The organism is Streptomyces sp. C1-1 (assembly GCF_050214755.1).
Classification (GTDB): domain Bacteria; phylum Actinomycetota; class Actinomycetes; order Streptomycetales; family Streptomycetaceae; genus Streptomyces.
In genome coordinates, this window is sequence record NZ_CP189827.1 from 235,581 (window position 1) to 247,645 (window position 12,065).

Genomic DNA, 12,065 nt, shown 5'->3' on the forward strand with positions numbered 1-12,065 from the left:
GGCACTCGAACCGACAGAGGAGTTGATCACCTTTGGACGGACAGGAATTGCAGAAGATCGCGCGTGACCACACGGCGGACCTGCCCGGCGCCGACCAGGAGCAACGTTTCGCCCCCGACTGGGAGCTGCACAAGGTGGGCGGCAAGGTCTTCATGCTGATCACCGACATGCCGGGACGCCCCGTCGTGATCCTCAAGGCTGATCCGGACGACGTCACCGCCCTGCGTGAGCAGTACGCCGACATCACCCCTGGCTACCACATGAACAAGAGACACTGGATCACGGTCGAGGGTGGAGACGCCATCGACGGCAACCTGGTGAAGGACCTCGTCACCGACTCCTACCGTCTCGTGGTCGGCGGGCTTCCCAAGTCCAAGCAACCCGTGGATCCCCACACTTACCACCGCCACGCCTGACCCTCGCCATGTCCATCCTGCGACGCAGCGTCGCAGCAGTCTTCCGGTGCCTCCCCGTGCGCGTGTTCGTCACCGCCGCCAGCGGCAGCATCGGTTCGGTTGTCGTCCCCGGCCTCATCCGCCGGTCACGAAGTCCTCAGCCTCGTCCGCTCCGATACGGCGGCTGCGGCCGTCCCGGACGCCGCTGCGCCGGTGACACCATCGGCTTGCGCGGCGGCGCGGAGGCCGTCAAGGTTGGTGAGGCGACGGCAAGTTCTCCGCACCCACGCCCCGCATCCTGCGCATCGGCGCGACCTACACCGAATCGGCTGAGCTCCCCAAAATTGCCCAGCCGCACCTCGCCGCCATCCGCGAATCGATCGACGAGTCCGCCTCACTGGCAGTGCGGTACGACAACGACTCGCTGTTCATCGCACGCAGCGAAGGCACCCGCATCATCAACACCGGCATACGTGTCGGCGCACGCATCCCCCTCTACGCCTCCGCCACCGGACACGTTCTGCTCGCCTCACTCGACCCGACCGAACTGGCCGACTACCTCGCCGCCACGCCATTCCCCGTCCGAGCCGCAGGCATGGCGATCAACTCCGAAGGACTCGAAATCCGACTCTCCATCTCCGTACCGGTCCACGATCCGGACTGACAGCTGGTCGCCGCCATCTCGGTCAGGACGCCTTCATCGTCACCTTTGAGGACAACCAACGCGGCTCTGCTGTCGGCCGTCGGCATGCCGTCATTCCCAATGTGTTGGAGCCACACAAGGGGACATCTCTCACCTGACGAGATGGACATGCTCTCTATGGCGTCGCGACGTTCACGCTCGGCCCTAACACCGGACGGTTACGTCAGGTCGCGCTCGACCGCGGTGAGCTCCTCCTCAGGTCCGACTCCCGCGCGTTCGTGCTTCGGATAGGCGCCGGCGCCGGGATGGACCTTGTCAATGAGGTCGGCGTACGCCGGGTTGCGCTCGATGAACTCACCCACCACGGGACAGAAGATGGTGATCTTCTTCCCCGTTTCGCGGATCTCGTCCAGCACGCGAGAGACGAGTTCCGTAGCCACCCGATGATTGCGGTAGGCAGGGTCGACCCAGGTCGTCAGCAGCACAACGCGGCCGCCCACGAACCGGTACGAAAGCTCGCCGATGGCTTCGGGACCGAGGGCGGCGACCCAGCGACCGTGTTCCGCGTCGTTGAGGACGTCGAGCTCCCAGCTGGACTCCACCTCACTGACACCTGACCTGTCCAAAGCGGCGATGAGTGCAACGTTGTTCTCTTCCCTGGCGGAAGCCTCGGCTTCGGGATTGATCGCCATGGTCACACTTTCTGTCGGGGGACCCTTCGTGCAGGCCCCGTCTCGGTCACGACGTGAGTCAGTCCCGGTAGGTGGTTCCGGCGACAACTGCGTCACTCTTGGCTATGAGAGCGCCTCCCGAGGCGGCGGCGTACATGCCAGCCTTGCTGTCGGTGACGACGCTGCGCTGGTCACCACGCGCGGCCAGAGTGATCCGGCCCTCGTCGAAGGCGAAGACCTCGAGGCCGGCGACGTTGCGCGTGCCCCTCAGTGGGGCACCGACGCAGACCGCGGCCGCGGCCAGAGCGACGTCCGCCGCGGCTATGGGCTGCATGCGCGTGGCGGGCAGGCGGACGGTCTTGCCGTCGGAGGTCCACGACATCACCGTGTCCATGAACTCGAAGAACTGCGTGGCGCGGACGATCGAGTACGGCATGCGACGACATCGGCTCCCGACAACGCGTCGGACAGACCCTTCCCGCTCAACAGGTCCAGTCCGGTGGACGGCGAGTGCGGCACGGCCTCGTGCCCGCTCGCGTTCAGGACGTTCACCACCCGCGACCCGATGAGCCCGGTTCCGCCGATCACGGTGACTTTCATGCGTCCGCCCTTTGGTCACGTCCGGCCACGACACCGCGGCCAACGTCAACGACCGCACCGGTCGAGCTGCTTGCCATGAGTTTCGTCAGAGAGTGCAGCCCCCGTCTTCTGCAGGCGACGTCATGACCCCCTGCGCTGGCCTTTCCGGAGCGAGGAGGACGGCCGTGTGGCTGGCGTGCGGGACGATGTCGCTCACGCGGGGATTGAAGAGGGCGGCGACGGCTCCGCGGTGGTGCGGGCTGAGGACGATGAGATCGGCGCCGAACTGTCCGGCCGTCTCGTTGATCAGGGCCGGCACATCGTTGAGCAACCCGCTGGCGAGCGTGCCGTCTGCCTTGATTCCTTCGTCGCGCAGAGCGAGGACGGCCTCGTCGAGGATCGCCCTGGCTTCGGCGTCATCCTCCAGGCGTACGAGGGTGCCGAGGGTGGCGGTCGCTGCGACGACATGCAGGACGTGGACGGAGGCACCGGCCAACCGGGCCATCTCACCAGCCATACGTACGGAGGTGAGACGCGAAGGGCTTGGATCAACCGCGACCAATATTCGACGGAACATGTGTGCGCTCTCCCTAAGGAATGAAGTTCGTTCGGCTATTCGACGTGCTGGCTGTTCGCGATCGCAGTGAGCTGCGGGTTGCGTGCGCCGAGGACCGTGAACAGGGTGGAGACGAAGGCAAGTGCGCCGTAGCCGAGCGAGATCTGTGGCAGCGAGAAGGTGTGGGTCAGTTGGCCGGCGATGAGGGCAGGGATCGTCGCACCGCTGTAGGAGAGCAGGTAGATCACGCTGAAGGTTGGTGCCCGGTCGGCCAGGGTGCTGCCGTGCAGCAGGCCTCGGGTTGCGGCGCTGATCGCGATGCCTTGACTGGCGCCGGCGACGACGGTTGCGGCGATGAACAGCACCAGTGTGCCGGTGCCGATGGCTGTGATGACGCCGATCATGCCGACCAGGAAGCCAATCATGCCGACGCGCTGGGCTCTCGCGGGGGTGAACCGGCCGCCGAGGGGAGCGCCGAGGACACTGGGACCCATGTAGGCAGCGAATGTCACTCCGAGGATCAGTGTGCTGCGCATATGCAGTTGGTCTTCGACCAGTGCGGGCACGAACGCTTGGTAGAACGCCCCGGCCGCCCAGGTAGCCAGGAACACCGCTGCCGCGACGGGGAGCAGACGCCTGACTCGGGTGGGTAGGCCGACCCGGGGCCGCAGTGACCGCCAGGCGCCCGGCATGGGAGTCGCGGTTTCCGGGCTGACGGCGATGAGTGCGACCGACAGGAGAAGGAGGCCGATGACAACCAGGTAGATCAGGTCCCGTGGCCATGGCCCGTACTGAACCAGGGCGCCGGAAGTGACGGCGCCGACGGCGAGGCCGAGCATGACTGTCTGGCTGGAGGCGACCGACGCCAACCAGGCCGGCTTGGGGGGTGCGGCGTCGACGATGTAGGAGGTGAGGCTGCTGCTGGCGAGTCCGGCGCCGAGGCCCATCATGACCCGACCTGCAATCAGAACGCCGATGTCGTGCACGTCCAACAGCAGCAGACAGCCGAGCAGGAGCAGGCTGAGGCTGGTGATCGCTAGGGGCCGTCGACCCAGATGACTGGACAGTCCCCCCAGGAACAGCAGAGTGGCGAGGGTGGCGACGGAGTAGGCGACGACGGTGATCGAGATTTCGGCGTTGGTGAACCCGTCCTCGGCCCGGTAGACGTTGAACAGCGGGATCGTCGAGCCCACGGCGGCAAATACGGCCACCAGGGAGATCACCGCTGAGAAAAAGGCAAGCCGGTGCGTTGCCGCCCTGGTGACAGGGTCGGTCACTGGCGCCGTGTTGTGCATCGAATCACGTCTTTCTCTTGTCCTGACCCACCCTTGGGCTTCTGCGAATCCCCAGTCCGAGTGCACGGTTGTCTCGCGAGCGGGGGCCAGTGGAGAACGGGTCAGGCGCCCGGAGCGATCGCACCTGCCGAAGCACAGACCCAGGTGCCCTCACGCTGTTGGTACGCGTCCGTGTTCGGGCTTGACGTGGTCAAGGCTCAACTGCTCGAGGGTCGCCAGGACTTCGGCCGACTGGTCGGTATCGCTCATTCTCTTGCTCCTTCTGTGAGCGTTCGGCACTTGGTCGCGGAGCCCCGGTCCGGTGATGCACAGGCCGGCGTCATCGTGCAGGCAGTTAGTGTCGGCTCGTCGCGCCGTCTTACCGACGGCGTCGCGATCTTGTTCCGTATCCGGATCGCGGATCGAGGCGGTGACGGTCCGGGAGACCGCGGCTCGATGGGTGCCTTCGCACGGTCTCCCACGGGGCCGGATCGCTCCAGCCGTTGTCTCGCGTGCCCAAGATCGGGGGTCAAGGCCCCGAAACATTAGGGGCCACCCCTAATGCCCGGCTTGATCGAGGCTCGTAGAACAGAGGGCGTAAGGATTTCACCGAAAGGGCCCGAGATCCATGAGGCCGTTTCCCGCAGCACGGGAAGTGATCGCCATGTACGCCACCGTCGAGGACCTGGTCCGCCCGGCCCAGGACACGTGCCCGACGCGTGACCGACCGGACACCGCGGTGTCCGGCGCGGGTGCAGCGGTCGGTTGCGCCGTGACCCAGGCGCTGGAGCACCGGCCGGTCGCCGCGGGTGCGGCACGAGCGATCACCCGCGCCGTCCTTGAGAACTGGCGCGTCGACCAGGACGCCGCGCAGTCGGTGCTCCTGGTGGTGTCCGAACTGGTCACCAATGCCGTCGAGCATGCCTTGCCGCCCGTGACGCTGCACCTGTATCGGGATCGGGCCGGAGAAGTCGTGTGGGTCGGCGTCACCGACGGAGGGCCGGCCCAGGACGATGGCGCCTGGACCTCCTCCTGCACCCGCGAGGAGCACGGCCGGGGCCTGGCCCTCGTCGAGGTACTGGCCACCAGCCACGGCATTCGGCCCCACCCCGGCGGCACCGCCACACACTGGGCCCTCCTGACCGTTCACGAAGCAACGGCCTGAAGCGCCTTCTTCACGAACTGCGCCGCACCTCCCGGTGCACTCGCCAAAGGTTACGAGACGCCCTCACTCGTGCTGCAAGGCAAGTCTCCAGCTTCCCGACCTGATCCACCCTGCGCACCGACCACAAAAGGGAATCACCATGAGCTCTCCTGACCTGGAACTCACCATCGACTTTGCAGTCGCGGTCACTTCCCACCTGCTTGTACCTGGGCCCGTCCGATCCTCGTACGCGTATACCGACCCGTATGCCGTTCAGGTCTCCGCCGCAGGACTCGGCGACGTGAAGATCGCCCCCGTTGAAGAGCATTCAGGGCGGTAGAAGTCATGCACGCAGACATCCAGTTCTCGGTCCTGGGCCCGGTCCGATTGCACAAGCAAGGGCTGGAGGAGGCGGCCGGCCAGCCTAGGCAATGCGCAGTGCTTGCCTCGTTGTTGCTCAGGGCGGGCAGGCCGGTGAGTCTCTCGAGACTCGTGGAGGACGTGTGGGGCGATGAGGCCCCGCTGTCGGCCACAGGCTCCGTGCGCACCTATGTCTACCGGCTCAGGCGAGCGCTGGGTGAGCGGAGTGACAGCTCACTGAACCTGGTCGACGGGGGTTACGTTCTGCACATCCAACCGGATGCCGTGGACCTGAACAGGTTCAAGGAAACGACGGCCGAAGCACGAGAGGCCCGCGGCGCCGGCGACCCGGAGGCCGCGGCGAACCTGCTGTCCAAGGGCCTGGAAATGTGGAAGGGGGAGGCCCTCGCCGGGGTCCCGGGGCCGTTCGCAAGCCAGCAGCGCAGGGTCCTGGGCGAGTTGCGTCTCGCATGCGCCGAGGATCAGCTGGCCTGCGAGGTGGAGAGGGGGCGCTACGCCGAGGCTGCTGCTGAACTGTCCGCTCTCCTTGTCGAACACCCCCTGCGTGAGCGCGTATGCGTCCTCCTGATGACCGCGCTGTACGGCGCGGGGCGGCAGTCCGAGGCTCTGACGATCTACCACTCGACCAGTCACCTGCTGCGTCAACGCCTCGGCGTCAACCCGTCGCCGGAACTGCAGCAAGTCCACGAGCGCATACTCTCCGGGCGATTCCAGCTGCCGAAAAGCACCGACCGCACGGCCGGCGGGCGACATACCGCCTCTCCCCGGCCGCTGGCCCAACTGCCGGCAGCCCTGCCCCACCTCGTTGGGCGCGAGAAGGAACAAGAGCAAGTCGAGCATTTGATCGCTGATGCTGAGACGTCGTCCTCGGTGGCCCTCTGCGTGGTCGGCGGGGCGGCAGGCGTCGGCAAGACAGCCTTCGCCACCACCGTTGCCCATCGTCTGGCAGACCGCTTCCCGGACGGCCAGCTCTTCGCCGACTTGCACGGGGAAGAGCCAGGAGGCGAGCCGAGGGACCCGGCAGGGATCCTCGCGGACTTCCTGCAGTCTCTAGAGGTCCGGCCCGAGGCCGTACCCGAGACCACACAGGCTCGAGGGCTCATGTTCCGGGACCTGCTGGCTAAGCGCCGCATGCTCATTGTGCTCGACAACGCCTGGAACGCGGACCAGTTGAAGCATCTCCTGCCAGGAAGCCCCGGTTCCATGGCCCTCATCACCAGCCGCACGCAGCTCCACGCGCTGGTAGCTGCCCACCAGGCGCTTCCCCTGACCCTGCGTCCACTGAGTCAGGCGGACGCACGCAGGTTTCTCGCCCGCCGACTCGGAGCAGCGAGGACGTCTGCTGAGCCCGAGGCCGTCGACCGCATCATCCACCTCGCCGGACGCCTCCCCCTCGCACTGGCCAATGTCGCCGCCCGCGCGGCCTACCGCCCCCAGGTGCCTTTGGCGAGCCTGGCCGACGAATACGCGCCGTCCGAGCGCGGCCCCTTGGACGCTTTCACCAGCGAATCGGACCCGGTGCTCGACGTGCGCGCCTCCATCGCCCGGTCGTACCGTCTACTCGACCCAGAGGCCGCCTCCCTCTTCCGCGCCCTCGGCGCCTGGACTGGCCACGTGTTCGCCACGTCCGACGCCGCCAGAACAGCCGCGCAGCCCGAACAGCGGGTGCGTCAGACCCTTTCGCGGCTGATCCGCGCACACCTCGTCTCAGAGATCGTGCCGGGCAAGTACACCTGGAACCGACTCGTGGCCGCCTACGCCACAGAGCAAGCAGGCTCAGGCGTGTCGGAAAAACCCGACCAGACCGTCAGCCACGATCCACCAACCGCTTCCGGTTCGGCCCCTGCCGCGCCAGTAGATTTCCCCTCGTGAAGTTTCCACGTCATTCACGACACACCCAGTGCGGCGGAAAGCTGTACGCGGCTGGTAACGGACAGCTTGCGATAACAGTTTGAAAGGTGGACCTCGACAGTCTTCGGGGTGACGAAGAGAGTTTGGGCGATCTGCCGGTTCGTCTGGCCATGTGCCGCCAAGTCCGCGACTCTTCTCTCGGACGGGGTGAGGGCGCCCGGACCGGTAAGTGCTATGCGCCGACGGCGGGCTCCTGCGGTGGCGAGTTCAGCACCGGCTCGGTCTGACAGGGGTACTGCACCGCATCGGGTGGCGAGATCAAGGGCCTGTCGTAGGGGCGGACGAGCGTCATTGCGGTGACCAGCCTTACGTAGTGCGGCACCAAGGTCGACCAGGGCCTTTGCATACTCAAGGTGCGCAGGGGACTCCTTGAGTACGTTTACCGCCCGTTCGAATAGTTCAATTCGGTCCTGTTCGGGCGAGATGAGGCCAGATACACGCAACGCCCGCCCCAGAGTGCGAGGCGCGCCCCATCGTCGAGCACGGTTGAGATTTTCACCCGCGATGACGCGAGCCTCACTGTCGCGATCAAGGTAGTGAAGAGCCAGTGCAGCCAGTGTTCTCCAGTCCGCGACTGCCGGATTTTGAATCTGATAGAGACGGCACGCTTCCTCTGCCTGTCGGGCAATTTCAAGAGCCGTTTCATGGTTGCCTCGGGCTCTTTGCAGCCGGCTGAGCGCCGTCAGGGACAGGTACACCGGACCTGGAGGGCACGTTGTCGCGGTGACTCCCACCTCGGCAAGGGTCCGCTCAGCCTCATCGAGATGTCCTTGCTCGATCAAGGCCTCGGCCAGAACTGTGCAGCCCAAAAGGCGGGTAACCGCCGAACCGTTCAGTTGTCCCACTCGAATTGTCTCGCGTCCATCTTGTTCGGCCCCTGCAAGATCACCGTGCCACAACAAGGTGTAGCCGCGATGAATGTAGACGGAGGCCAATGTGAAGAGGGAACCGCCCACATGAGCTCGCTTCACCGCACTGTCCAGGCTAGCTATTGACATGTCGTCGTCAGCCGCCGCCAGGGACCACCATCCGCAAGCCAGCGGCCCGTTGGGATCTGCTTGGTCGACGAACGCATCATCTGCGAGGGTCTCGCGCGCCCGAAGCACCCCGGACGGGTCTCCCAGAGCGGTATTGCGACCAGCAACCGCACAATACAGAAGGCGGTCTCCGTAGCCCTTTCCTTGCGGGAGCTGACGTAGTTCTGGCAAGCAGTCGACTATGTCTTCCCTGCCGGGGACATACCAAGTACTGGAACTGAGGAGGCAGGCCTGAAGGCGCTTCCTGAGATCAGGATCAGTGGTCGGAAGGCCTGAAATTGTTGACTTTTGTATATCAACTCCGGCGTCCGGCCTTGCGAGGTAAATATAGGCCATACCCAAATAGGGCGCAATTTCTGCGCGTTCAGCAGGGTCCATGCCTTCCCACGCTTCTTGCAGAAGACGTGCCCCAGTCACGACATCAAACAGTAGTGCCGTTTTTCCGGCTTCGAGCAAAATCGCGCGCCGCTCGTCGCCTTTGAGCGACTCGTCAAGACTTCGACGCAAATAGACATAAGCACTCTCCGGAGCGCCGCGTGCTGCTGCAGCTGCAGCAGCAGCACGTAGGTCCGTAACTGCTACCGGATCCATGGTTGCCGGTATTCGCATCAGATGGTACGCCACCTGCTCTGCGGGGGAGCCGCTCTCCCGCAAAAGTATTGCGGCACGGTGATGTGATGTGGTGCGGTCGGCACGGTCAAGGGATTCATAGACGGCATTACGCACGAGAGGGTGCACAAAGGAGAGAGTCGGAGACCCGTACACCTCGTCGATACGCACAATTCCCCTCTGCTCCAAGAGGATGGCGCACTCAAGTGCCCTACTGATGGAATCCTGCCCTGCCAGACGCGCGGCGCGCATCAGCGGCGAGCGGTCGCCCAGAACTGCAACCGCCCGAGCCAACGGTGCGCAAGCCGCCGGCAAAGCCATGAGGCGGGAGGCGACCAGATCGGCCACTGCAAGCCCCCCGAGATCAGCCACCCGTCCGGCGTTCCTGTCGCTGGCTGACAGGCCCTGCGCGGAGAAGGTAAGGCCGAGTTCACGCAACAGCAGCGGGTTTCCACCGGTAGCCCGGTGACAGGTACTTGCGAACTCTTCCTCTACCTCGCCATCCATTACCTGCTGCAGCAAGTTTGCGGTCGCTTGGGCGCTGAGCTCCTTCGGATTCAGCTCTGCGAGCGCGGGAGCGGAAATTATGTGCTGCAGCAGACGTTCATCAGTAGCGTGCTCCCCTGTGCGTAGCGCAACAGCTACCAGCAACGGTTGCGTCTCGATGCGAGGTAGGAGGTAAGCCAGATACCGCAGTGAAGGCCTGTCGCACCACTGAAGATCGTCCACTACCAATACGAGTGGGCGATCTTGGCATGCGTTGATGGTGAGCCAATAAAGACCGTGCAGAACCGCAAAATCGCCAGGTTCACCAGCACTGGAGATAGTCTCAATGACTTCTCTCGCTTGCCTGGCTGCTCCCGTCCACAAGGACTCCCGAGTGGTCCGATCAGCCTTGAATACCAACTCTTCAAACAGTTGCCGCACTACACCAAAGGCAAAATCCTGTTCGAATTCCGTGCTGCGCGCAGTGGTCACACCGAGCCCGGCCTGGACCGCCGCAGTCCGGATCTCTGACAGCAGTCGGCTCTTTCCGGTACCGGCCACCCCCTTCACCAGGAGCAAGCCGCCGCCCTTCTCAATCCCTTTGATGGTGTTTGTTATGAGGGCAGACTCTCTCGCTCTTTCGAGCAGTTCAAGCTCCCTGCGTTTCATTGCTCCAGTGTTCCCCCGTATGTGCTGTGCATCAAGGCTCAGGGGGCATGTGCGGCAGCTGTAGATCAAGAAGCTTGCACGTTCCGGGTTCTTCGCCTGGTCAGGGTGTGACCGGTCGGGGTGCGTGACAGAACACTCGGCGGTGCTGGATGCGCCGATGAATGAGCTCTCGGGAGTAGCCGTCGAAGGTCCGATGCTCGATCAGCTCAAGGTCGAAGTCGCCCGCACTCCCCGAAGATGCCGTCGGTTCCTTGAGCGCGGCGACGACATCGACGGTGTCGCCGCACACAACCGCAACGTCCGGCCTTCGAGAGCTCTTGCCAGCGTCGTCGACACCAGCATCGTCGGGCTGCTCGCAGCCGGGAATTCACACGGTCGAGGCCGCCTCCGGCAAGAGCTCTGCCTCCGCCGGGTCACTGGAAGCGCGTCGCTTGAGGTCGGAAGGGCTCTCCGCTACGGGAGGTGTCCGTAGACGGCGTTTGGACCCACGTGGAACGTCCGTGACGAAGTCGCCGCAGCCGCCGGGGAGGGAACGCCCGGCTGCACACCGCGTTGACGTACAAGCCCGGCGCTGTAAGACAGTCGAACTGATCGGACGCTCCGACCCCGCGTCGGCGAGCCCACGTCACCTGAGGCGAGAAGCCTCCGATGCGCCGGTGCTCGTGCAGAGCGACGCGCAAGACGGCAATGTTGTCGTGACCTACGAACCGTACGGACGACGGCACGTTGCTACAGCAGGGTGTGTACGCGACCGGAGGGTCTGGGCGGCAAGGTCGACGGGGCCGTCGCGGACAGGTTGGCTTCCCACGGATCCCTGACGTACGACCCGGCACACCGTGTGCTGCACGTGGTCAATGCCGGCAGCCCTCGACGGTGGCTCGGTGCAGGGGCTACGTCCACGTCGCCGGGCATCTGGTGAAGGTGCCGTCATGGCGTCGAGGTCTGGGACTGGACCCGGCAGCAACACCGCAGTTCACAGACTCCGGGGCAGATCGGCTGCCCCGCGGACGGCAGTAGACCGAGTGTCACCACCAATGCCGGAGGCAACAGCCTCGAGGTCTTCCGGATCGGTCTGCTGGGTATCGCCTCCAAGCCCGTGATCCCGGACACGCCCGGCTCGGTGCCGCTCCTTCGACCGGCCCGGGCGGCTCGTCGTCACCGAAGCGGGACCGAACGCGGTTGCCACCTGTCGGGTCGACGGGGACAACCGCCTCACCAAAGTCGGCGAGGAGGCGATCGGGTAGGCAGCGACCTGCTGGATGGCTACCGTGGGCAGCCACGTCTACGCGGCGAACGCCGGAAGCAGCACGTTGACCGGTTTGCGGACGGGGCGTGGCGGCACATGACCTCGCTCACCACCACCCCGATCGGGGCCGGCACGGTGGACGTGCCTGTCTCCGGCCACGGCAGATTCCTCTACGCCCGCACCGGCGCGGCCGGCGGCGTCGACGCCTTCCAGGCATACCGGCCTGCCTGGAGATCCGTCCACAGAAGTCGGCCACCGGGGGCGGGCGGCGAGACAGCTCTCAGTGGTGTCACCCGCGCGGCCACCACTGTCGATTGGTTAGCTCCGCTCTTCCCAGCTGGCCCACACAACTGCCCGGCCGTGACTCCAGTGGTCCCACCGCAAGTCCCACCACGATCCAGGGCGACAAGGGCTGGGCCAACATGGCCCGCGGCGATGGCTCGCATCACACATCGGCTCCCCCG

The 12,065-nt window shown here is 65.3% G+C and carries 8 protein-coding genes and 1 pseudogene; 4 read left to right on the forward strand and 5 right to left on the reverse strand.

The window, feature by feature from the left end:
* Positions 1–32: 32 nt before the first annotated feature.
* Both ACQF4J_RS47435 and ACQF4J_RS47440 read left to right on the forward strand, forming a co-directional pair.
* Positions 33–416 (forward strand): MmcQ/YjbR family DNA-binding protein, encoded by a 384-nt coding sequence (locus tag ACQF4J_RS47435; RefSeq protein WP_427168869.1) that lies wholly within the window; start codon positions 33–35, stop codon positions 414–416.
* Between the two features lie 283 nt (positions 417–699).
* Complete coding sequence (locus ACQF4J_RS47440; RefSeq protein ID WP_427169008.1) at positions 700–1,059, forward strand: IclR family transcriptional regulator domain-containing protein; 360 nt, start codon at positions 700–702, stop codon at positions 1,057–1,059.
* A gap of 197 nt (positions 1,060–1,256) precedes the next feature.
* Here the strand turns inward: ACQF4J_RS47440 and ACQF4J_RS47445 are convergent, their stop codons facing one another.
* The 4 genes and pseudogenes from ACQF4J_RS47445 to ACQF4J_RS47460 all read right to left on the reverse strand — a co-directional run bounded on the left by ACQF4J_RS47445 (position 1,257) and on the right by ACQF4J_RS47460 (position 4,121).
* Positions 1,257–1,730, reverse strand: coding sequence for a GNAT family N-acetyltransferase (locus ACQF4J_RS47445; RefSeq protein ID WP_427168870.1), 474 nt, complete (start codon positions 1,728–1,730; stop codon positions 1,257–1,259).
* 58 nt (positions 1,731–1,788) lie between these two features.
* A pseudogene (locus tag ACQF4J_RS47450) lies at positions 1,789–2,309 on the reverse strand (hypothetical protein).
* A gap of 85 nt (positions 2,310–2,394) precedes the next feature.
* Entirely contained in the window at positions 2,395–2,865 is a 471-nt protein-coding gene (locus tag ACQF4J_RS47455) for a universal stress protein (protein WP_427168871.1), read from the reverse strand.
* 35 nt (positions 2,866–2,900) lie between these two features.
* A complete protein-coding gene (locus tag ACQF4J_RS47460) occupies positions 2,901–4,121 on the reverse strand; it encodes an MFS transporter (RefSeq protein WP_427168873.1) in 1,221 nt (406 codons plus the stop codon).
* A gap of 661 nt (positions 4,122–4,782) precedes the next feature.
* On the opposite strand from ACQF4J_RS47460, the gene ACQF4J_RS47465 reads away from it, so the two are divergent.
* Both ACQF4J_RS47465 and ACQF4J_RS47470 read left to right on the forward strand, forming a co-directional pair.
* On the forward strand, positions 4,783–5,283 hold the full coding sequence (locus ACQF4J_RS47465; protein WP_427168874.1) for an ATP-binding protein: 501 nt from the start codon (positions 4,783–4,785) through the stop codon (positions 5,281–5,283).
* Between the two features lie 324 nt (positions 5,284–5,607).
* The gene (locus ACQF4J_RS47470; RefSeq protein ID WP_427168875.1) at positions 5,608–7,515 is read left to right on the forward strand and encodes a BTAD domain-containing putative transcriptional regulator; all 1,908 of its coding nucleotides are present in this window, start codon (positions 5,608–5,610) and stop codon (positions 7,513–7,515) included.
* 14 nt (positions 7,516–7,529) lie between these two features.
* On the opposite strand, the gene ACQF4J_RS47475 is transcribed toward ACQF4J_RS47470, so the two are convergent.
* Positions 7,530–10,355: a helix-turn-helix transcriptional regulator gene (locus tag ACQF4J_RS47475; protein WP_427168876.1), complete on the reverse strand. Its 2,826-nt coding sequence runs from the start codon at positions 10,353–10,355 to the stop codon at positions 7,530–7,532.
* Positions 10,356–12,065: the final 1,710 nt, after the last annotated feature.